Consider the following 23,315-nt stretch of genomic DNA (forward strand, 5'->3'; position numbering starts at 1 on the left):
AGATATTTTGTTCGTGATTCAAAATCAAGATGCTCAACTCCTAAAACAAAAAATATGGCCAGATAAAGATGATCCTCAGTATGAAGCATTTCCAAAAGAAATGAACCGTGCCAAGCTCACTCTGAGAAGACATTATCAGGAAATATCTAATAGTTTCATCAAAGATTATAAGGGTTATACAAATGGTCCCGTTGAAGGATGTAACAATAAAATCAAAGTAATAAAACGAACAGCATACGGCTTCAGAAACTTTACCAATTTCAGGCTTAGGATACTTGTAGCATTTTCTACTAGTTTCTACTCTATAAATTATAAAAACAGTTTAAAACAGCTAAACAAAAAAACAACTAATCCTCCTGAAAGAGAACTAGTTGCCTAGTAAGGACTACGTCCTTAAATTAAGTCATCAGTACTTCTTGACGAAGAGCCTCTTTTTTAAACATATTGTAAAATACGTGTATCATTATAGGCTTCATCAATAATGGCACTACCGAGACACTCAGCACCATCATAAAAGACAACTGCTTGTCCTGGCGTGATTGCGCGAACCGGATCATCAAACGCAACGGTAACTTGCTCACCATCATCAGATAATTTTACTGTGACACCAGTATCTTTTTGTCGATAGCGAAACTTAGCAGTGCAATGAAACTCATTACCGTACTGCTGCGCAATTGAATCGACCCAGTGAACGTCACTTGCATTCAAATGTGTCGCATATAAATGCTCGTTGTGATATCCCTGTCCAACATACAAAACATTTTTGGCTTGGTCCTTGCCAATGACAAACCAAGGCTCATTGCTGGCACCATCGCCACCAATACCGAGACCCTTACGCTGACCAATTGTATAATACATTAAGCCGGCATGCTCACCTTTTACGTCACCATCTAATGTTAACATTTTCCCTGGTGTTGCTGGTAAGTATGTGCTTAAAAAGTCACGAAAATGTCCCTTTTCGCCAATAAAACAAATACCAACTGAATCCTTTTTCTCCGCTGTGGCCAAACCAGCCTGTTTAGCAATTTCGCGTACCTCAGGCTTTGTCAATTTAGCCAATGGAAACATTACTCGATCCAGCTGATCATGATCGAGCTGACTCAAAAAATAAGTTTGATCTTTATTTTGATCAGTTGCTCGCATCAAATGCATGTGTCCTTGTTCGTCACGTTGCAAATCGGCGTAATGGCCAGTAGCCACATAATCTGCACCTAACTGGTTGGCATAATCAACAAAGGCCTTAAACTTAATTTCCTTGTTACAAACAACATCCGGATTAGGTGTCCGATCCTTTTTATATTCATCTAGAAAATAAGTAAAAACCCGGTCCCAATATTCCTTTTCGAAATTAACCGAATAATACGGAATTCCGATTTTGGCTGCTACCTTAGCAACATCCTTGTAATCTTCTGTAGCCGTGCAAACGCCGTTTTCGTCAGTGTCGTCCCAATTTTTCATGAACACACCTACAACATCGTAGCCCTGCTGCTTTAGCAACAAAGCAACAACAGATGAATCGACGCCGCCACTCATGCCGACTACAACACGAGTATGACTATGATCAGTCATGTCATCACCATCATTTCAAATAGATTCTGGAAAAATCCGCGATTTGAAGGTCGTAATAATCCAGTGCTGACTATTATAGCAAAAAAAAAGCAGCAACTCTACTTTCAACCCTCTGAAATAGTAATAATTGCAAACTTTTTACATATATTAATATTAATTTTTTTCAAAAACACCACGATCAATCATTTCAGCCAGTACATAGTGGTATTGCGTCACAAACTCATCAGTACGTGTGCTCGTGAAGATGTTCATTGTGCCAGTGCCACTTGCATTCACCGTGTTCATCTTAAAGCCAGTTAAATCATCATTAACAACAATCTTCAACTTAGCCGCGGCCTTGTACGGTGAACTAGGATCCAATGATCGTTCAAACGTAAAAGAACCACGTTTTGACACTTCAAACCCCAAATCACGTAAAGTATATTTTTTTATTGCTGGACTAATTGAATATGTGTCAGTATCCCCAATCACCTGCACTCGTTTTTCAAAAGCCATTTTAGCTAACCTCCTTTTTTGATGCTAACCGTTGCACAATTTGACTCACACTTTGGACAAAAGCGTTAATTTGTTCACTAGTAGTATAGCGACCAAAACTAATTCGAATTGATTCGCTAATTCTAGGACTATCTGCGCCATACATTGCCGTTAGTACATGAGATGGTTCTAAACTACCGGCCGTACATGCAGACCCGCCTGAGATCGCAAAACCATCCAGATCTAAATTGGTCTGCATTACATAGGTTGATATTCCCTTGAGCCAAATGTTGAGCACATGGTTCAAGTTAGTTGTCGCAATAGTACCGTTAACTTCAACTGGAATCTTATTTTGGTGCAAGCCAGTCATAATTTGTTGCTTAAAGTCAAAATACTTTTGCTGCCTTGCTGCCTTTTCTTGACTGGTAATCACAGCTACAGCCTTAGCGAATGCTGCAATTGCTGGAATATTTTCAGTTCCGGCTCGACGTTTATCTTCCTGGTCACCGCCCTTAATTAAACTCGGAAAACTAATTTCTTGACGACGATATAAAAAACCAATCATTTTCGGACCATTAATTTTATGTGCAGAAGTTGATAACATATCGATATGATCACGTTTAACGTCAATATCGAGTAAACCATAAGCCTGAACCGCATCAGTATGAAACCACGCTTGGTGATCCTTGAGCAGTTCACCAATCTCATGAATTGGCATAGTACTGCCAACCTCATTATTTCCCATCATGATAGTAACCAAAATCGTATCGTCCCGTAATGCCCTTTTAAAATCACTGAGGGCGATGTTTCCATCCTGATCAACCGGTAGATAAGAAACTTCAAATCCTCGTTGTTCTAAATAATGGAGTGGGCGCAATACCGCCTGATGCTCAATAGCTGTGGTAATGATATGTTTGCCCAAACTCTGGCGAGCAATTGCAGTTTGCATAATTGCAGTATTATCACTTTCACTACCACCGCTGGTAAACATAATTTCTGCACTTTTGGCGTTGATACTGTCAGCTATTATTTGCCTAGAATTTTCCATCACTGTGTGAGCAGTCCTGCCAAAACTATACGTTGTGGACGCATTACCCCAAACATTATTCATTTTATCAGTCATCTCAGCAATGACTTCTTTGGACATCGGCGTCGTGGCCGCATTGTCTAAATAAACTGGTTCCACGTTTGTTTCACTCCTTACCTCGCTGACGAATTTAATAGTGCAATTAACATTTGAGCAGAGCGACGGCCGGCATCAATAATAAATTCATCAAACGAAACTCCAGCATCATCATCACCTGTATCTGACATGGCACGCACCACTACATATGATACCTGATGATCGGTGGCTACCTGTCCCACTGCTGCTCCTTCCATTTCACTAGAAAGCGCATCTGGGAAGTTTTGCAAAATCTGTTGGATCGCAGCCCTACTGGCAACAAATTGGTCGCCTGTAACAATCAGTCCCTTTGTAATATTGAGACCGGTACTTTTACCAGCAGCCACAATTGCATCAGACCACTTAGCCGAAGCTTTAAATCGTGCCGGCTGCCCCGGCAACTGACCATATTGATAATTAAAAGCAGTAGCATCAACATCATGATAGGCCGTTTCAGATGACACCACCACATCCCCAACATGTAAGTTGGCACCAATGCCTCCAGCTGAGCCAGAATTAATAATGACGTCAGCGTTAAATTCAACAATCAGATGCTCAGTCGTGATGCCTGCTTCAACCTTGCCAATTCCTGATTCTACTAATACAACGGATTGAGTGCTGATCTGGCCCTCATAGTATTTTTTGCCGCCTAGTTGAGTAACTTCCTGATGTCGCAAAACTGCGGTTAATTCTTTAATTTCTTCCGGCATTGCACAAATAATTCCAAATTTCATTTCAAGTTTAACTCCAATTCAAATTTAATTAACCGACTAAAAATAAAACTAAATAAACAATAATAATTGCTAATATCAAACCAATAATTGCTAGGTTTAATTTTTGTTTCAGACGGTGGATTCTTTGATCACTGGTATTTGTAATTTTACTTCGTGATGATGGTTCTGTCGCCTCTTCATCGGGCTGTTTATCTGGCTGATCAGCCTCTGCTTGCCGATGTGTTCTAGAATATTCGCGCTCAACCTTGACACGCTCTTGATCACGATGTTCAAAATCATCTGCCGATTGTCGTTGCTGCTCACGATAGACTTGTCGTGTCAGTGGTTGTTCTTTTTTGTTAGTACTCATATTTAATGTTCACCACGCAAAGTTAAGATCTGCCAATAATAAATAGCCATGATTGTTTTAGCATCACAAATTTCACCCGACTGAATCATTTGAAGTGCTTTTGGCAATGATACTTTGATTAACTGCAAATTTTCGTCATTATCTTGAGGCAATTTATGTGCAACAGGGACCAGTTTTCGGGCTAAAAACAGTGTCATTAGTTCATCAGAAAAACCAACAGAAGAATAAAACGAGCTTACTTTTGTAAGCTCACCAGCAGCCAACCCAGTTTCTTCGTTCAATTCACGGTTAGCGGCAGAAACTGTGTCACGGTCACGATCATCGACCTTACCAGCTGGTACTTCTAGTGTTGCCTGATTAACTGCTACACGCCACTGACGCATTAGGATCATTTTCTGATCGTCATCAATTGCCAGCAATGCCACAGCAGGTGCATGTCTCACAATCTCTCTGGTCGTTTTTCGTCCATCGGGCAACTCAACATTAGCAACTTCCACGTTCATAATATAACCATTAAAAACACAACGAGAGGATATTATCTTTTCTTCTTGCGACATCTAATCCTCCTCTTGTTTATCAATCACTTTTACATGTGCTGCTTGCGGTCCGCGTACTCCCTGAACGACGACTAATTCAACAGTTTGTCCGGCCGTCAATTCTTTTCGCCCCGACCCTTCAATCCCACTAAAATGGACAAAGACATCAGGTTCATCGTCAACCTCAATAAAGCCAAACCCTTTTTTTGCATCAAAATTTTTAACAGTTCCACGTAACATTATTATCATCCAATCTATTAATCTGTTTTATTTTATAGACTGGCTACAAATTTTTCGTAACTTGTTTGTTCGCCAGTATCAGTAAATTGAGCTTGCTCAAAATTGCCATTTAGCGCATCCTCTAAGTCGATCGTTACATTTCTGACAAAGGTTGCATTGCCAATTAAATCAATTGTATCCTGGCTTTCATCCTTGAATTGATGAACATGTGTCATGACCATTCCACCTGGGTTCTTTACCGTGATATCGACGTCATTATTAATCTGGTCACCATGTAATAAAACACTGATTAAACTAGCGGCTGACATTCCGGTTCCACAAGCATTAGTATAACCAACCCCACGTTCAAATGTTCGTACAAAAATTTGGTTAGCACCTTGAATCTGAACAAAACTAACGTTCACTCCGTCTGGAAAAATTGGATTATGACCATCGTTCAAATAGCGTCCAAGTTCACCTAATTGATCGCCTTTAATTGTTTCTTCATCCACAAAAGCGATTAAATGCGGATTGGGAACGGCAACAGCTGTAAAGCGCAGATTACTATCTAATTCTTCAATTGTTTGATCGATCAATTTTTGTGCTTCACGATTAACGTGCATTTTTAGGGCTGCAGCTGCAAAACTGACTGGCGCAATTTGTACTCGATAAGTTGGCACTCCTGCCGCTAAATCTGTCATTTTAGCCACTGGCAAATCTGCTGCCATTGTTTCCACAGTAAAACTTTGCTCATTGTTTTGTTCTGCTAAATAGCGTGAAACACTGCGAAGACCATTACCACACATGCTAGCCTCACTACCATCAGCATTAATAACCCGCATTTTACCCAGTGGGCCCAGATGGTCAGCCTTGTCAACGTACAACAACCCATCCGCACCATCGCCCAGTCCAGCACCATTGCGTTTGCAAATTGTAACAGCTAACTGTTTGATTTGCGATTCCGTTAACGATTGTTCAAATTGTGTTGCATCCAACATGTAAAAATCATTTTCAGAACCATGTACTTTTAATAGTTTCATTTCATTCACCCTTATCATGGTACAAAAATACCAAGTAATTTTCATTACTTGGTATTTTACACCGTTCTAGTATAAAAGTCAGGTGTTGACTATTTTTCTAATCCTTCGTTAACAGTTTCTGGAAATTCAGCCCGAACAATCTTAGCACAGCGAGCGCAAAGATCTGGGTACGCATCGTCTGTACCCACATCTGTGGTAGTCATGCGACAACGCTGGCAAACATCTCCTTGTGCTGGTGATACTTTAACTGCAACTCCATCATTAAAATTCAAAGCATCTGTTGGTGCTTCTTCTAAGGCAGCTAAGTGTAAATCAGAAACTTCCAATAATTGGCGGACATTAGCATTCAGAGATTCTAACATCTTTTGGTTTTCATTAGACACATACAAATCTAAGTGGGCCTCCAATGATTTACCAATTTCTTTGGCATCCCGTGCCTCTTCCAGCACCTTCAGCACATGCGTCCTTAATCTCATGAACTCTGTCCAATTTTTTAATATTTCGGTTTCATCATCAAAATGTTGCACCACTGGCATTTCTGCCAATTGAACAAATTCTTCTGGTTCCTTTAAGTACTGCCAAATTTCTTCAGTTGTGTGTGGTAACACAGGTGTTATTAGTTTTGCCATTGTTACCAAAACCTGATAAAAGACTGTTTGCATTGACCGCCGAGTCTTAGAATCCGCAGCATCAATATAAACTACGTCCTTAGCCACGTTCATATAGAAAGCAGATAATTCAGTCGTAACAAAATTCATCAGCTTTTTATAAATATCTAGAAAATCATAATCCGCAAAATGCTTTTGCACGTCAGCTGTAAATTCATTCAATCTTACTAACATGAATTGATCAACTGATTCTAATTCCTCATATTTCAAACCATTAACAGTTGGATCAAAATCAGTGGTGTTCGCAAGTAAGAAACGCATTGTGTTGCGAATCTTACGGTAACTTTCAGATACCTGTTTAAAAATTTCCATCGAAACACGCACATCGGCAGATGAATCAACACTCATCACCCACAAACGAATAATTTCCGCACCCATTTGTTTAACAACTTTGTTTGGAGCAATTGTATTACCAATGGACTTACTCATCTTACGGCCTTCGCCATCAAGCGTAAATCCTTGTGACAAAATTGATTTGTAAGGGGCGTGACCGGACACAACCACACTCGCAATCAAACTTGAATTAAACCAACCGCGATATTGGTCCGAACCTTCCATATACATATCTGAAGGATATGTTAGATAGTCACGCTCCGCTAACACACCTTGGTGTGAAGAACCAGAATCAAACCAAACATCCATGATATCGGTTTCCTTCGTAAATTTACCATTTGGAGAATGTTCACTAGTGAAACCGGCTGGCAACAAGTCTTTTGCTTCACGGTCAAACCAAACATTAGAACCATATTCACCAAATAAATCAGCCACGTGCCCAATCGTTTCTTTAGTCATGATTGGAGTACCATCTTCGGCATAAAAGATTGGCAGTGGTACACCCCAAACTCGTTGTCGTGAAATGACCCAGTCACCACGATCACGAATCATATTATGCAGCCGAACCTTACCCCAGCTAGGATAAAAAGTAACTTCATCAATAGCACTCAAAATTTCATCTTTAATTTTATCAACAGAGGCAAACCACTGGTCAGTTGCCCGGAAAATAATTGGCTTCTTGGTCCGCCAATCAAATGGATAACTGTGCTTATAAGGCATATATTTCAGCAACAAACCAGCATCCTTCAATTTATCCAATGCGATTTGATTAGCATCGTCATAAAAGACACCAGCAAAGTCTGAACCAGCATCATCAGTCATATAGCCTTGATCGTTTACCGGAACATAGACATCTAACCCGTACTTGCGACCAACATTGTAGTCATCCTCCCCAAATCCTGGGGCAGTATGCACTAATCCAGTTCCTGCATCTAAGGTAACAAAATCACCAAGCATCGTCACTAACTTCTTATCAGAGTAAAATGGATGTTGTGCTAACACATTATCCATCTCTTTACCCTTAAATGTTTTGACTGTTTGAACATCTTCCCAGTCAAATAATTCAGCACATTGAGTCACAAGTTCTGTAGCCAAGACATACTTTTTGTCATCACCACTATGGGTGACCACTGAATAATCAAATGTTGCGTCAACCGTGATTCCTTCAGAGGCTGGAATCGTCCAAGGGGTCGTGGTCCAAACAACCAAGTAAGTATCAGTGTCTAATACCCCCTTGCCATCAACGACCTGCTCACCGTAAAAAGCAGATGGTGACGTAACGTCCTTGTAGTCAACTTCGGCTTCTGCTAACGCAGATTCTGATGACCATGACCAAAAGACTGGTTTTTTTCCACGATATAATAATCCTTTGGCAGCAAAATCGCCAAACACACGAATTTGAGCAGCTTCATATTCTTTACTTAGCGTAATATACGGATTATCCCATTCACCAGCCACCCCTAAACGTTTAAAGTCAGCTCGTTGTTTATCGACCTGTTCCAACGCATACTTACGACACAAATCTCTAAATTCGGACGTATTCATTTTCTTACGATCATAGCCCATCTTAGTCAATTGCTGTTCAATTGGTAGACCATGGGTATCCCAACCAGGGACATAAGGTGACCTGAATCCTGACATTGATTTGTAGCGAATGATAATATCTTTTGTGATCTTGTTTAATGCATGACCAATGTGGATATTACCATTAGCGTATGGCGGTCCGTCATGGAGCACAAAGGTTGGCTTGCCTTCATTTAATTTTTGGCGTTGTTCATAGACTTTGTTTTCTGCCCATAAATTTTGTCGTTCAACTTCTTTAACTGGTAAATTACCTCGCATTGGAAAGCCAGTTTTACCTAAATTAAGTGTCTCTTTAATTCGCATGTAAAATTCCTCCTATATGTATAAAATTACTTAACAAACTAATTTATGATAAAAAAAAACTCCACCCGCAAGGGACGAAGATTTCGTTGTACCACCCAAATTTAGAATTGAATAATTCTCTTAAGTCAGCGTATAACGGTGCTGAACCGATCTGACTTACCAATCTATCAGCCAGACATTCTTAAGAGATGATCTATTAACTCAGTTCACCGATCAACCTTTCACCAACTGTTGACTCGCTTGCGGCACCGAAAATTAATTTACTGTTCTCTTCTTTTTTAAATTCGTTAAGTTTTTTGAGCGACCGTACTTACTTCTGTTCACTATCAGGTAAAATGACTACTGTCTCACCAGGATCAACTGGTTGTGCAGTAGCTGCTGATATTGGTGCCTCACTTGGTGCAACAAAAGCAGCACTTGCACTCGATGACACTGAGTTTACACTTTGATTTCCGTAATTGTCAAGCGTCTTTCCCAAAACCTTTTGGATCTCATCATAGGAACTGGCGTCTGCTTCTTGTAACAATGAATCCCAATCACTACTATTAACCACAGCTAATTGTGATTCTAACATTACTTGCAGCCGTTGTCTGAAGACCCGTGTTTGTTTCTTGAGATCGTTAGTCTGAACAGTTAATCGCTTGGTAGACTCAGCAGCATCGTGTACTAATTGGTTAGCCTTCTCATTAGCTTCCGACACAATATCGGTTGCTTGTTTTTGGGCCTCGCGCAACGTAATGTCCGCTTCTTTTTGAGCATTTGATTTAACCTTATCTGCAGCTTCTTGCGCAACTAAAATGGATTGGTTCAATGAATCCTTTAATTCCGTAAAATACTTTAATTTTTCTTGGTCAGATTTAACCGTTTCTTCTAATTCATGATTTTTTTCAGTCAGCGATTGAACTTCGGCCACAACTTTATCTAAAAATTGATTTACTTCATCAACGTTATAACCACGCATTTTGGTTGCAAACTTTTGATTTTGAATTTGTTCAGCTGTTAAACTCATATATTTTACCTCCAATTATTTTGCAGTCACTAATGCAAGTGTGACCCTTATTTTATCTTTTTTTGTTGTTCCATCAATCGAATGTAATCTGATTCGACCACCATGCCACACAGAGATCATGTCATGCAAAGCAACTGGATAATCAGGCTTAACCACTTCGACCCAATTAACTCTTATTTTTTGCCCTTCAATTAATGTTTTAGCGCGATTACGTGAATAATTAAACGCATTCGCCACGACAACGTCTAGTCTTAGTGAACTGACAGTAGTATTAATCAATTCCCAATCAGAAATTGGTTGCAACACTGCGCTCATATCAACTGGCACTAATTGGACTGAAACATTGGCAATTTTTTCAATCTGGTTGATAAAAAAATCAGTCAAGTTGGCTTGAACAATTACCTGCCATTCACTGCCATCACTGATGATATCACCAAATGTATCTCTTTGAATTCCTTGGCTAAGCAAAGTGCCCAAAACTTGGCGATGATGCAACTCTGCAAATTTCTGCGGATATTTAATTTGCAACACTTGCAGCTGAAAATCATCTGCTTGTGGTTGATAATACGCTGGATACAGCAACATTCGCTGTAATTCAGCCTCAGGGTAGCCACCGAAACTTTGAACAGCAATTTCGTCATTTTGATTAATAAGTGTGTCAGCAATATAGCGCTGGCGCGGGTTTAAAAAACCAGTCAAAATAGGGCGATATTGGTCCGTTGATTGCGTAATCCAACCATTAATTTCTTCAATTACTGGCATTTCGTCAACACGAAAATGTTGGGTTAAGTTTTTCTCCACAATCAAACGGCTCCTTTAATAAATAAACTGGTACGTGAGTGTTTGTAGTGCAGCAACGCCATATTGTGCAAGCGACAATACTAAGATTGCCACCAATGGCGAAAAACTGAGGCCACCCAGTGATGGAATAAAATTAAACAACCGGATATATGGCACAACCAACTTAGTAATCAAACGACCAAGACGAGTTTGATACGCACCTGGAAACCATGAAAGTAATGCCCACACTACAATTAACATCATATAAAAATAAATCAGACGATCAAGAGCGTAAAATATAAATGCGATCAAATTAATACTCCTTATAGGTTATCTTGTTCTTTGGTTAAGTTAGCAGATAAATTACCGGTGACCTCATAATTATGTGGCGTACACAAGAAAATCTGATCACCCACTCGTTCGATCGCACCATCCACTGCATAAACAGTTCCATTCAAGAAATCAACAACTCTTTTGGCCGCGTCATTGTCCATTTGAGTAAAGTTAACAATGATTGCTCGGTTATTTAATAATTGAGCAGCAATTTCTTTTACATCTGAATAAAGTCGTGGCTCAAAAAGTGAAATTTTGCTCATTTCGTTTTGCCGACTACCGTTAATTGGAACCACCTTTTTTCCTCGTTCAGACGTTGCTGCAGTTTGAGCTGTGGGTTCTTCATAGTAACTTTCATCCGGTTCTTCACTCATACCAAAAAAGTTATTTAAACTAAATTTACCAGCCATATCTGTCATCTCCTATCAACCAATTTGCGCTTAAAAGCTCTATGAACGACGTTTCTTAAAGAATGGTGGTGTGTCTAATCCGTTATCACCATCGTCATCCACATTGGGTTCATCACTACTGAAAACGTTGAAATCGGGTTTCTCAACTTGTGCAAATTCATCATCACTATTTTTATGGTCGGTATCTTGATTATCATCCGACTGACTTGTTTGCATGTCCCAGCCGTCAAATGGATCATCTACAGATTTAGCCCGTGAATTCGGCGTCGTTACGTTTTTGTCTGTTCGACGAGCAGATTTCTTATTTTCCTTATCAATGCCTGTCGCAATCACAGTGACCCGAACTTCGTCTCCCAAACTTTCATCAATTGATGTTCCAAAAATAATATTAACATCCGTAGTAGCTGCTTGAGTTACAATATCAGAAGCATCCTGAGCCTCAAACAATGATAAATCAGGGCCGCCAGTGATGTTTAACAAAACATTTTCTGCACCATCAATGGAAACTTCCAGTAGCGGCGATGAAATAGCCTTCTTAGTTGCTTCTGCAGTTCTATTTTCACCAGTTGCTGAACCAATTCCCATTAGCGCAGAACCTTGGTTTGACATCACAGTTTTTACATCCGCAAAATCCAAGTTCACATATCCAGGTGAAGTAATTAGATCAGAAATACCTTGCACACCCTGCCGTAAGACATTGTCTGCTGTCTGAAACGCCTCCATCATTGGTGTCTTTTTATCAACCATTTCAAGCAAGCGATTATTAGCGATAATGATCAATGTATCAACATTATCTTTCATTTTGGCAACACCTTGAGCAGCGTATTTACCGCGCTTAGGGCCTTCAAAACTAAATGGCCGCGTTACAACACCGACTGTCAGTGCTCCTTGATCCTTAGCAATCTTTGCTACTGCTGGAGCAGCACCATTACCAGTACCACCACCCATGCCAGCAGTGACAAACACCATGTCGGCACCTTCTAAAGCTTCTGCCAGTTGTTCTTCACTTTCCTCAGCAGCTTTAGCACCAATCTCTGGATTAGAACCGGCGCCTAAGCCACGTGTTAATTTAGGTCCCAGTTGAATCTTAGTTTCTGCACTAGAAGCATCTAACGCTTGAACATCAGTGTTAGCAACAATAAATTCAACGCCTTTGACTTCTTCAGAAATCATTCGATTGACAGCGTTACTACCACCGCCACCAACTCCAATGACTTTAATTTTTGCACCAAAGGTTTGACCCGTATCCATTGAATAATCCATATCTTAAATTCCTCCGTCATTGCCAATTAATCGAAAAAGTTATTGAAGAAGCTCTTAACTCCCTCTAATCGATCCTTTTTTGGCTGTTTTTGTTTTGCATCTTCGGCATTGTCATTATCAGTTTTCACAGTTGCTTGCTGTTTGCGAGTGGCCCGAGCCGCTTTCTTAGTTGCCTGAAGCTCTTTTTTCTTTGCTCTACTTGCACTAGTGTGCGGTACTACAGTTGCATTAAACGATTGTTCACTTAACTGACCGCCTTCAACTAACAAGGCTTGCTTGATTAGCAAATCAATATCAACCAATCCAGCCTCATAACTGGCTAACGACAACCCCTGTGTAAAACCAGGATGGCGGATGCCCATTTGATCTGGCACATACACTCTAGCGTTCACACCAAAGTGAGTTGCTGCTAAATCAGCAATGCCAGGAAGGGCAGCAACCCCACCCGTTAAAACAATGCCACCAGGCAAATCCAAAGCTTTAATATCCGTTAACCGAGCATTAATACGATCAAAGATTTGTGAAACCCGTGCTTCAATAATTTCGGCTAAATACTCTTCACTGGTCTCCGTTGGTTCTTGTTGACCTACCACCTCGACAGTAAAGGTATTATCATCTGATGCCTGACTTGAATCTGCAAACCCATAATCGCGTTTCAGCCGTTCTGCGTTTTGTAGTGACGTATTTAACACAACAGAAATATCTTTTGTTATGTATTGGCCACCCTCTGCATCAACGTATGAAAATTTAAGTTGATGGTCATGAATGACACTAGTAGTAGTCTGACCACCACCTAAATCAATCACAATCGTACCAAAGTCTTGTTCACCATCATTTAGCACGTTAGCGCCAATTGCTAATGGTGCTACTATCAAATCACGTACAGTTAAGCCAGCCTTTTCAATTGCTTTTTTTGTATTATGAACGACCGTCTTGGGACCAGTAAACAAAGTACCATGAAGTTCTAATCGAACGCCAACCATCCCACGCGGATCTTTGATCTGGTCAAACCCATCAACAATAAATTGATCAGCTAGCAGATCAATAACTTCTCTTTCTGGTGGAATATTCTGCGTTAAAGCCGCCTTGGCAACTGCCACAACATCGCTATCAGTAATCTCTCGTGATTGGTTTTGTGACGCAACAGTAATCATGCCACGGCACTTTTCAATTTTGAGATAATTGGCTGGTAATCCCACGATGACATATTTTATTTTAACGTTTGATTTTTCTTCTGCCTGGGCAATTGCTTTAGAAATTGCTTGTGCAGTTTTATCGATATCGACAATGATTCCACGATTAAGCCCAGCAGACGGCTGATTCCCAACACCGACCACATTTAACTGTCCTTTGACATTTTCACAAACAATCGCTTTAATCGAGGTGGTTCCAATATCTAATCCAACGTATATTCCTGAATTATCCATCTAAACGGAACCCTCCTATTTATTTTTATGGTGATAACTAAATTAAGGTTAAACATTTTAATCTTCAACTATAAAGATTTTACCACACTTAACCCGCTCACTGAAAGTCTTTGTCGCTATTTGTTCGCCTCTGTTAAACATTTTTTAATGATCTTTTGTCCCATAAGAATATGAATACGCACCTAATTCCAAATTAACTACACCATTTGCCGACATATTCTGCGCAATACTTGGATAATAAGGCATTTTCTTAGTAAGCGATGAATACTTCACTAAAATTTCATTACCGTCATTCATGAAGATTCGTAATCGCTTAGAATCGTTTTTAGTGGGCTGAAACTTAATTTCTGAAACACTAGTTTTAACAGTACTCGTAAGTTGTTCATACTGTTTAATGGTGCGTTGCAAGACCACGGCAGACTTAAACCCAGTAAAAATCGGTTGCCCGCTTTCTGGCTGGCTCAACTTGTTTTGTTTAACTTTACCACTTGCTAAAATAGGATAGTAGCTGGTACCTCGTTTTAAAAAGCCCACAATTTTATTTTCACTAACCACTAGTTTAACAGCTTGTAGGCCGGTGGCTTTAACCTGAATTCGTTTTATCTCAGGATTTTGTTGTTGGGCCTGCAAACTAATTTGATTAGAATGCCATACCGCTTGCCAAATGAAGTTACCTGTTTTTATCTTTGTCGCTGTTAAAACATCATTTCTAGTCACCTGGTGATTGCCTACAACACTAATTTGATTGATTTTACTGAGCGGTGCAACCAGATAAAGCATGCATGCTAATATAATGCCAAAAAATAGTAATAAACTACCAGCACGTAGCGTTGTCGCCCAGTGCCGTTGTTTTTTTAAATTGGGGAGTTTATTGCCAATGGTCTTTTTTCGTTTACCATGAGTACTGCGAGTCTGCTGCTGCGCATCATATTGCTCATCAATTTGGGCTAATCGTTTTGCATATTCACGTTGTTCTTTTTTAGATTCGCGCTTACTCATCTTAACATCCCCAGTTAAAATTATTTATTGTCTTGCTGAGCTCTTTTCAAAAGTCCAATTAAGCGGTCGGCAGCGTCGTCGATTCCCATGTTTTTAGCTGCATTAGCCATTTGCAATCTTAACGAATCATTTTGCATCAACTTATCAGCAGCTTTAATTAAGGCTGCACCATTTAACTTATCTTCTGTGATCATTTCGGCTGCATTTTGGTCAACTAAAGCTTGTGCATTTTTAACTTGATGATTGGCAGTCACATATGGACTGGGAATCAAAATTGATGGAATACCCAGTGCTGTAATTTCAGCAATACTAGTAGCGCCAGCACGGCCAACAATTACGGCCACTTTAGGGAGCATATCTGGCATATTGCTAATGTACGGTCTAATTACTATATTGGTGCCAATTTTGCGATCACCAAGCTGATTTTTGACTTGTTCATAGCGCTTTTGACCGGTTGCAAAAACGACCTGATAGTCCCGCTGATTAAACGTTGAAATTGCCTCAACCACACTACTATTAATTTTAGGAGCGCCTTGACTACCACCAAAAATCATCATCGTCGGCTTTTCATCAACTAGCCCAATTTCTTGCCAACTAAAGTTGCGTTGACTGTGAGCCACCTGTTGCGCACGCGGATTACCAGTCATGGTCACCTTACTAGCCGGAAACTGCTCTCTTGCTGCCTCAAATGAAATCCCAATCTCATTGACAAACCGACTGAGAAATTTATTAGTTACACCAACTACGCTGTTTTGTTCGTGAATAACCGTCGGAATATGCAACCTAGTTGCCGCATATAAAACTGCACCACTAACGTAACCACCGGTTCCCAAAACAACATCCGGTTTAAACTCTCGAATCATTTTTTTGGCATCACGGACACTTTTCAAAAACAGATAAACAGTTTTAATGTTATCAAGTGATAATGAACGTTTGAAGCCTTGGATCTGAATTGTTTTAAAAGCAATGTGTGCAGCTGGAACAATTTTATCTTCTAACCCACGATGGGTACCAACATACAAAATTTCAGTTGCCGGTTCTAGCTGCTTCAAACGTTCAATTAATGCTAATGCGGGATAAATATGTCCACCTGTACCGCCTCCTGAAACCATTAATCGCATTACTCTTCCTTCTTTCCCGTGACCTGTTCGACAGCTTCGATATATTTATCGCCACGAATTTCAAAATTTGGAAATTGATCCCAACTTGCGTTGGCTGGTGAAAGTAAAATTACATCGCCACTAGCACTATCGTTATACGCCAATGAAACTGCAGACATGCAATCCTTGGTCAGCTCAATACTTTTAATACCCGCCTGTGTAGCAGCATCTGCCAGCTTACCTGCCGTTTCACCAAATAAAATAACTGCTTTAACATGCTCTTTGAAGGCTGGCACCAACTTTTCAAATGTATAACCACGATCTAGTCCCCCAGCTAATAAGATCACTGGTTGTGAGAATCCCTTTAGCGCCATTTCAGTAGCTTCAATGTCGGTTGCTTTAGAATCATTATAGAATTGACGACCATCTGATTCCAACACAAATTGCATTCGATGACGAACACCACCGAATGTCGTTAATACATGCACAATAATCCTTGTGTCAACGCCCTGCAATTTGGCAACAGCAATTGCAGCCAACGCATTTTCAATATTATGGTCGCCGACAACTCTAACATCTGCAGCAGCCATAATTTTTTCACCACGCCAATATAATTGACCGTTATCCTCATAAGCACCTTGGTTCGATTTACCTAATCGTGAAAATGGTACAACCTGTGCCTCGGTTTTTTGACTCAATTGTTGCCATTCATCGTTATCCCAATTAATCACTAAATAATCGCTGCTTGTTTGGTTGGCAGTGATTTTCATTTTAGCATTGACGTAATTGGTTCTGGTCTTATGATAATCAAGGTGGTTAGAAAAAATATTTGTAATTACTGCGATATGTGGCTGCAACGTTTTGGTACCTACTAGTTGGAAACTGGATAATTCAGCCACAATAGTGTCATCAGCGGTTGTTTGTTGAACGACCTGACTAATAGGAATACCGATATTACCAGCATCAAATACATGCAACCGATTTTGCTGCTGCAACATTTTAGTAATCATCGTGGTGGTCGTAGTCTTACCATTGCTACCAGTGACGCCAATTAGGGTACCATCAAAAATTGTTGCTGCTACTTCCACGTCAGTAATTACCGGAACACTGCGCTTAATAAAGCCCGCCACAAGTGGATTATCATAGAAAATACCAGGATTTTTGACCACCAAATCAAACTGTTCATCTAGTAGTGATAATGGATGTGAACCCGTGATCACTTTAATACCTAACTGCTCCAGTTCTAGCACCGGTTGCTTGTCTTTTGGTACTTGCTTATCATTGACAATCACCTTGGCACCCAATTCAACTAATAGTTTGGCTACATTTACACCACTTTTACCTAATCCGATAACCAATATTTTTTTATTTTGATAACTTGTACTTTGCTTCATTTTTGCGCTGCTCCTTTAATGATTGGCTAACCACAATAATCCTAGTGCAATTAAAGCACTAATTGCACCGATCACCCAAAAAACGTAATCCACCTTCCATTCACTCCAGCCCGACATTTCAAAATGATGATGAATTGGGCTCATCTTAAAGATTCGCTTACCGGTTAACTTGAATGATGCTACTTGTAAAATAACACTTGCAGTTTCTATTACATAAATAATCCCAATTAGGAGCAGTGAAAACTCGTGATGCAATAACAGCGCCACAGCTGCTAACACGCCCCCTAAAGCTAGCGAGCCCATGTCACCCATGAAAATCTTAGCTGGTTTATGATTAAAGGGGAAAAAGCCCGCTAATGCACCGACGATTGTCAGACAAAAGAGAGCCACATCAAATTGATGCTGATAAATTGCTACTAAAAAATAAGCCAGAAATGAAATGATCGCCAAGCCAGAAACCAGTCCATCCAGGCCATCCGTCAAATTGACAGCATTTGAAAAGCCCACTAACCAAAAAACAATGAAAAAGCCATAAAGCCAACCAAATTGTAGATTGCCAAAGCCCATTTGAAAACCTTCATGCTGATAGATAACGGTAAAAACAAGTGCGACAATCACTTGAGCCAACGCTTTTTGCCACGGCTTGAAGCCCTCATTTTGGTGGTGAAAAATCTTTATACTATCATCCCACATACCGATTAAACCATACAGCACTAGTGTAAATATTAATGCCCAGAGTGTATTTGTTAGCCATCCTTGCCAACTCGCCACCCAAAATGAGGTTACAACGCTGGCAAAAATAAATAACAGCCCCCCCATTGTGGGTGTTCCCGCTTTAGAAGCATGCCATTTGGGCCCAATCTCACGAATTTGTTGGCCCTCTTTTTTTGCTCGAAAATAACGAATCAAAAACGGCATTAAAATGAAAGTCAGCAAAAAAGCACTAATTAATGTTGTTAAAATTATTAAAATATTCATGAAAAATTGTCCTAACTTTTACTTATTTTTGGTGATACTTAACCGTTATTGCTTGACCTGCCGAAATTTTGCTCCCCGACTTAATGCTTTGTTTATTAACAAAGCCACTGCCACTACTGCTTAATTTCAAACCAGTTAACTTAACAAATTGATTAACCTGCGCTTGGGACCAATCAGTCATGTCAGGCATCGTTGTTGTTCCACCAGTGGTCAAGAAAATGCGATTGTTGTTCATCACCTTTTTCTTAGCAGCAATCGATTGTGCGGTAACCTTAGTTTGATTGCCAATAACTGTGACCTGCAAACTTTTTTTGGTCAATGCTTGCTGTGCTGCAGTGATATTTTCTCCAACTAAGTTAGGCATTGTCACCACACCAATTTGTTTTTGATTTGCAGCTTTAGCTTGATCTAAAGCTTGTTTCATCACTGATTTAAACACAACGGCCATGTATTCTTCGGCTGATTTCGTAGTATTTTGTGGTTTCTTTAATGTGATATACATAATATATTTTGGATTCTTAGCTGGTGCCATTCCAACAAACGAATAGACATAACTACTTGAACCGGATTCATAGCCGCTTGAGCTACCAATTTGTGCAGTCCCTGTTTTACCAGCAATCCGATAACCACTGATTTTATATTTGCTTCCGGTACCATTTTTACCATAAACCACATCCTGCATGTATTTACGCACTAATTTCGATGTTTTTTTAGTAATTGGCGTGCCTACAACTTTTTTGTGATTTTTAGTAACCACTTTATTTGTATTTGGATCCACAATTTTATCGATAAAATATGGTTTTAACATCTTACCGTTATTTGCAATTGCCGTAAATCCTTGCATCATTTGCATTGCAGTCACTGTGATCCCCTGACCAAACGCCGTGTTAGCTTGTTCCAATGCTCCCTTAAATGGTGATGACCCTGAAGCCTCATTGGCTAATCCACTGTTAGTAGAACTTAGAAAACCAAACTTCTTTAAATACTTTTTCCAAGTAGTTCCTCCCATTATATTTTCCAAATGAGCCATTGCGACATTACTAGAACGTTCAAATCCTTGTCGGTAAGTAATTGCACCCCAACCTGTAGGATTCCAATCCGTTACCTTACCACCACCAATTTGGTAAGTACCTGAATTATAGTATGCATTAGGATTAAAATTGCTCGAATTAATGGCGGCAGCAATTGTAAAGACTTTCATTGTTGATCCAGGCTCATACGTATCTTCAATCAGTGTATTGCGCCATACTTTACTTAAGCCGACTTTGGTATCCGCATTAAAGGTTGGTCGTTGCGTAGCTGCCACAATTGCGCCCGTTTTTGCATTCATGACAATTGCGTTCATTGAAGTCGCTTTGGACCCACTTTCGGCTGAAGACATCTGACTTTCTAATAGTGTTTGTAACTTATTATCAAATGTTGTGTAAATATTATCACCGTTTTTAGCTTTTTTGGGGGTTTGGGTAGAATCAGCAATTTGATAGCCAGATGTATCTTGTTTCACCTTTCTAACACCATTAGTACCGGTCAATTGTTTGTTAAACGCCAGTTCAATCCCCATCTGACCAACTAACGAAGTTTTACCCGTTTTTTTACTGGTCTGTGCTTGTGCAATACCAATGATCTGAGATGCAAAAGTCTCATTTGGATACTCACGTGCGGGTGAAGAAACGAAATTGATCCCAGTTAAATGTTCTTTTTGAATGGCTTGCTTAGTAGCAACAGAAATATTGGCCCCTGCTGTACCAAATTCAACTTGATAGGTATTTGATTTACTAGGAGTTAGTGTTTTCAACGCTTTTGCTTTCGAAATCGATAAATATTTAGCCAAAACAGTTGCCGTCTTTTGTTTATTAGTCACGTACAGTGGCTTTCCACTGGCACTCTTTTGGCTATGATCAACCACCGCATAAATGGAATATGTACTAGTATCTTCAGCAATCGCCTGACCAGAGGAATCATAGATAGTCCCCCGTTTGGCAGTAATCGTTCGTTTTTGTGTATATAATTGTTCTGCCCGACTCTTTAAGTTGACGTTTTTGACATCCTTAAAAATACCAATATACGCAAAACGAACGATTAGTAGTGCAAACAGAGCCATCACAATGAAAAACAGCCACTGGCCGAATATTTTGCGATTTTTTCTGGTTTTACTACTACTCGTTCGTTTTGGATGATTATTCATTACTTATTAACGTTCCTTATATCAGTATTCGAAATCGTCAAGCCGTTTTCTTTGGCCACCTTTTCTAAGTGTGACTGACTTGTTAATTCATTAATTACCTGACGATTACTCGTATTGCTACTTTTGACTTTTGTAATACTTGAATTAACATTTTGCAGTTGATGCTGTGTATTTGTAACTGCGATCTTAGTTGAAACTAAAGTTATCATCATGAATGTTAACACTAAACTGCAACTAGTTACTAGTACTTTTTCAAATTTAGACCAGGTAACTTTTTTAGGTAAAACTGAAGGAGCTGGTGTATGTATTGGGCGGTGTTTAGGTTGTGCAATTTCAACTGCTTCATTTGAAGGATCTACGATTAATTGTTCCGCTGCATTTTGTGCCATGCTAATCACTTTCCTTTATTTTTTATTTGATCTTTTCAATTATTCTCAATTTTGCACTATGGGCGCGTCGATTATTTTGTAACTCGGTTTCACTAGGTAGAATTGGCTTTCTTGTGATCAACTTAAAATCTGGCTTTAGTTCGGCTGGGATAATTGGCAATCCTGCAGGCACATCTTGCAGGGTTGTTTTTTCGCGAAATAAAGTTTTTACTAGCCGATCCTCCAATGATTGGAAGGTAATAACACTGATTCGACCACCAACATTTAACAGTGTCAGCGCTTGTTCAAGTGATTCTTCTAACGCTCCCAATTCATCGTTAACCGCAATCCTAATTGCCTGAAAACTTCGCTTTGCTGGATGACCACCGTGTCTTCTAGTTGCTGCTGGAATAGCATTTTTAACTATTTCAGCTAACTCTAACGTGGTTTCAATTGGAGCTTCATTACGCCTTTTCTCAATTGCCCGTGCGATTGGCTTAGCAAATTTTTCTTCTCCATAACGGTTCAAAATTCGAACTAACTTGGCATACGGCCACTGATTAACAACAATCTGTGCATCTAACGCTTGCTGTTGGTTCATCCGCATGTCTAGTGGAGCATCAGACTGGTAGCTAAAGCCTCGCTTAGCATCATCAAATTGTGGTGATGAAACTCCAAGATCATAGACAATACCATCGATTCTGGTAACCCGTTGTTCTGCAAGTGCTACAGTCAATTCACGAAAATTGCGTTGAACGAATGTTACTTGTTGATTTTGCAAATAATGAACTAAGTGAGATTGATTATAGTCGATTGCAGTTTGATCTTGATCAAACGAATATAAGTGTCCATGCTCAGTCAAGCGCTTTAAAATTTGCTCACTGTGGCCACCACCACCTAGAGTTGCATCGACATAAATTCCATTAGATTTAACGTTGAGACCAGCGACTGTTTCGTTTAATAGCACTGTGATGTGGTTAAATTCAGCCATTTTCTGCCCCCCGTTGTTAAAGTCCGAAATCCATTTTTTCCGCAATGTCATCAAAATTATCTTCTGCTTCAGTGGCAAAACTATTCCACCGATCCTCGCTCCAAATTTCAATTCGTTCCGAAACGCCTACTACGACACATTTTTTGTCCAATCCGGCATGCGTTCTCAAAGCTGCGGGCAAGTTAATCCGCCCTTGCTTATCAAATTCGCATTCTGTCGCTGCCGAATAAAAGAAACGAACAAACGAACGCGCATCTTTTTTAGTTAGGGGTAATTCTTTTAATTTATCTTCTAATATTTGCCATTCGGTCAGTGGGTAACCAAACAAACAGCCATCCATTCCTCGGGTAATAACAAACTGCGTTCCCAATTGCTCACGGAACTTGGCGGGAATGATTAATCGGCCTTTGGTATCAACAGTATGTGAAAACTCTCCCATAAACACGATTAATCACCCCCTTTACTAGTACTTACGGATAAGTCTACCACAATTACCCACATTCCACCACCAAATTTTGAAATTTAATCACAAACAAAAAAATAGTAGTGTTTCTATTAAAAGAAACACTACTACATTAGGCTTTAGCTAGTTATTAAAGTAAGTGGGGCGTTAACCCATAAATCGATAAATAATAGAGCAAATATACACAATCGTGGAATAAACAACTGTAAAGCGCCAAAAAATGGGGGAAAATTGGCGGTATAATAACTCCCCTTGCCGGATGATGATTCCAATAACAAGGATAATGCCAATTAATGTCCAACCAATGACCGCGTACGCGAACCAATTTAGCGACAAATTAAGCACACTCAAATATAATGTTAGTAATGGCCAAAAATCATAGTAGCGTAATCGTTTTGGCCAAAAAAAATGTAATAACCGTTGAATTAATAGAATGACGATAGACATCAATACTAATGACAATAGTTGAGCCGGTAAATTATTCATCAATGAATTCACAAATTTCACTCTCTCGTTTATACTTTAACTATCTTAAACATTATAAAAAAAGCTGACCAAATATTCAATTAACAATTAATTAAAAATGAGGTGTTCTACAATGATCCAGTATTTTTCTTCCGACGAACAACAATTGACACCCTGGA

The 23,315-nt window shown here is 39.6% G+C and carries 25 protein-coding genes; 1 reads left to right on the forward strand and 24 read right to left on the reverse strand.

Annotated features, from left to right (window positions below; genetic code table 11):
• Nucleotides 1-379, forward strand: a 379-nt coding sequence (locus WDC_RS06420; RefSeq protein WP_191978658.1) for a transposase, incomplete at its 5' end; no start/stop codon positions are given.
• A 56-nt stretch (nt 380-435) separates the two neighbouring features.
• Here the strand turns inward: WDC_RS06420 and mnmA are convergent.
• From mnmA to WDC_RS06540, 24 genes are all read right to left on the reverse strand, one after another.
• Nucleotides 436-1,569: a tRNA 2-thiouridine(34) synthase MnmA gene (mnmA, locus tag WDC_RS06425; protein WP_044011050.1), complete on the reverse strand. Its 1,134-nt coding sequence runs from the start codon at nt 1,567-1,569 to the stop codon at nt 436-438.
• Nucleotides 1,570-1,722: 153 nt separating this feature from the next.
• Nucleotides 1,723-2,064 (reverse strand): DUF1831 domain-containing protein, encoded by a 342-nt coding sequence (locus WDC_RS06430; protein ID WP_044011051.1) that lies wholly within the window; start codon nt 2,062-2,064, stop codon nt 1,723-1,725.
• Nucleotide 2,065: 1 nt separating this feature from the next.
• The gene (locus WDC_RS06435; RefSeq protein WP_044011052.1) at nt 2,066-3,229 is read right to left on the reverse strand and encodes a cysteine desulfurase family protein; all 1,164 of its coding nucleotides are present in this window, start codon (nt 3,227-3,229) and stop codon (nt 2,066-2,068) included.
• A gap of 14 nt (nt 3,230-3,243) precedes the next feature.
• On the reverse strand, nt 3,244-3,939 hold the full coding sequence (locus WDC_RS06440; protein ID WP_044011053.1) for a 5'-methylthioadenosine/adenosylhomocysteine nucleosidase: 696 nt from the start codon (nt 3,937-3,939) through the stop codon (nt 3,244-3,246).
• 28 nt (nt 3,940-3,967) lie between these two features.
• Entirely contained in the window at nt 3,968-4,288 is a 321-nt protein-coding gene (locus WDC_RS06445) for a hypothetical protein (protein ID WP_044011054.1), read from the reverse strand.
• A 2-nt stretch (nt 4,289-4,290) separates the two neighbouring features.
• Nucleotides 4,291-4,845, reverse strand: coding sequence for an NUDIX hydrolase (locus WDC_RS06450; RefSeq protein WP_044011055.1), 555 nt, complete (start codon nt 4,843-4,845; stop codon nt 4,291-4,293).
• Nucleotides 4,846-5,064 carry a cold-shock protein gene (locus tag WDC_RS06455; RefSeq protein ID WP_044011056.1) on the reverse strand — a complete coding sequence of 73 codons (219 nt, stop codon included), beginning with the start codon at nt 5,062-5,064 and terminating at the stop codon, nt 4,846-4,848.
• Between the two features lie 32 nt (nt 5,065-5,096).
• Complete coding sequence (gene dapF, locus WDC_RS06460) at nt 5,097-6,083, reverse strand: diaminopimelate epimerase (protein WP_044011057.1); 987 nt, start codon at nt 6,081-6,083, stop codon at nt 5,097-5,099.
• Between the two features lie 89 nt (nt 6,084-6,172).
• On the reverse strand, nt 6,173-8,971 hold the full coding sequence (gene ileS, locus WDC_RS06465) for an isoleucine--tRNA ligase (RefSeq protein ID WP_044011058.1): 2,799 nt from the start codon (nt 8,969-8,971) through the stop codon (nt 6,173-6,175).
• Between the two features lie 310 nt (nt 8,972-9,281).
• Complete coding sequence (locus WDC_RS06470) at nt 9,282-9,980, reverse strand: DivIVA domain-containing protein (RefSeq protein ID WP_044011059.1); 699 nt, start codon at nt 9,978-9,980, stop codon at nt 9,282-9,284.
• Nucleotides 9,981-9,995: 15 nt separating this feature from the next.
• Entirely contained in the window at nt 9,996-10,781 is a 786-nt protein-coding gene (locus WDC_RS06475; RefSeq protein ID WP_052497815.1) for a YlmH family RNA-binding protein, read from the reverse strand.
• A gap of 15 nt (nt 10,782-10,796) precedes the next feature.
• Nucleotides 10,797-11,072, reverse strand: a complete 276-nt coding sequence (locus WDC_RS06480) for a YggT family protein (RefSeq protein WP_225349627.1) — start codon at nt 11,070-11,072, stop codon at nt 10,797-10,799.
• 11 nt (nt 11,073-11,083) lie between these two features.
• On the reverse strand, nt 11,084-11,503 hold the full coding sequence (locus tag WDC_RS06485; protein WP_044011060.1) for a cell division protein SepF: 420 nt from the start codon (nt 11,501-11,503) through the stop codon (nt 11,084-11,086).
• A 39-nt stretch (nt 11,504-11,542) separates the two neighbouring features.
• Nucleotides 11,543-12,766, reverse strand: coding sequence for a cell division protein FtsZ (gene ftsZ / locus WDC_RS06490; RefSeq protein WP_044011061.1), 1,224 nt, complete (start codon nt 12,764-12,766; stop codon nt 11,543-11,545).
• A 26-nt stretch (nt 12,767-12,792) separates the two neighbouring features.
• Complete coding sequence (ftsA, locus tag WDC_RS06495; protein ID WP_044011062.1) at nt 12,793-14,193, reverse strand: cell division protein FtsA; 1,401 nt, start codon at nt 14,191-14,193, stop codon at nt 12,793-12,795.
• Between the two features lie 144 nt (nt 14,194-14,337).
• Nucleotides 14,338-15,192, reverse strand: a complete 855-nt coding sequence (locus tag WDC_RS06500) for a cell division protein FtsQ/DivIB (protein ID WP_044011063.1) — start codon at nt 15,190-15,192, stop codon at nt 14,338-14,340.
• A gap of 20 nt (nt 15,193-15,212) precedes the next feature.
• Complete coding sequence (murG, locus tag WDC_RS06505) at nt 15,213-16,313, reverse strand: undecaprenyldiphospho-muramoylpentapeptide beta-N-acetylglucosaminyltransferase (RefSeq protein ID WP_044011064.1); 1,101 nt, start codon at nt 16,311-16,313, stop codon at nt 15,213-15,215.
• Nucleotides 16,313-17,686 (reverse strand): UDP-N-acetylmuramoyl-L-alanine--D-glutamate ligase, encoded by a 1,374-nt coding sequence (gene murD, locus WDC_RS06510; RefSeq protein WP_044011065.1) that lies wholly within the window; start codon nt 17,684-17,686, stop codon nt 16,313-16,315. Before murD ends, murG begins: the two co-directional genes overlap by 1 nt.
• 15 nt (nt 17,687-17,701) lie before the next feature.
• The gene (gene mraY, locus WDC_RS06515; RefSeq protein WP_044011066.1) at nt 17,702-18,664 is read right to left on the reverse strand and encodes a phospho-N-acetylmuramoyl-pentapeptide-transferase; all 963 of its coding nucleotides are present in this window, start codon (nt 18,662-18,664) and stop codon (nt 17,702-17,704) included.
• Nucleotides 18,665-18,686: 22 nt separating this feature from the next.
• Entirely contained in the window at nt 18,687-20,849 is a 2,163-nt protein-coding gene (locus WDC_RS06520; protein WP_044011067.1) for a penicillin-binding transpeptidase domain-containing protein, read from the reverse strand.
• Nucleotides 20,849-21,238 (reverse strand): cell division protein FtsL, encoded by a 390-nt coding sequence (gene ftsL2, locus WDC_RS06525; RefSeq protein WP_044011068.1) that lies wholly within the window; start codon nt 21,236-21,238, stop codon nt 20,849-20,851. The genes WDC_RS06520 and ftsL2 overlap by 1 nt, the downstream gene beginning before the upstream one ends.
• A 22-nt stretch (nt 21,239-21,260) precedes the next feature.
• On the reverse strand, nt 21,261-22,208 hold the full coding sequence (gene rsmH, locus WDC_RS06530) for a 16S rRNA (cytosine(1402)-N(4))-methyltransferase RsmH (RefSeq protein WP_044011069.1): 948 nt from the start codon (nt 22,206-22,208) through the stop codon (nt 21,261-21,263).
• A 16-nt stretch (nt 22,209-22,224) separates the two neighbouring features.
• Complete coding sequence (gene mraZ / locus WDC_RS06535; protein WP_044011070.1) at nt 22,225-22,653, reverse strand: division/cell wall cluster transcriptional repressor MraZ; 429 nt, start codon at nt 22,651-22,653, stop codon at nt 22,225-22,227.
• Between the two features lie 165 nt (nt 22,654-22,818).
• Nucleotides 22,819-23,169 (reverse strand): hypothetical protein, encoded by a 351-nt coding sequence (locus tag WDC_RS06540; RefSeq protein WP_044011071.1) that lies wholly within the window; start codon nt 23,167-23,169, stop codon nt 22,819-22,821.
• Nucleotides 23,170-23,315: the final 146 nt, after the last annotated feature.

Source organism: Paucilactobacillus wasatchensis, from assembly GCF_000876205.1.
GTDB classification, from domain to species: Bacteria; Bacillota; Bacilli; order Lactobacillales; family Lactobacillaceae; genus Paucilactobacillus; species Paucilactobacillus wasatchensis.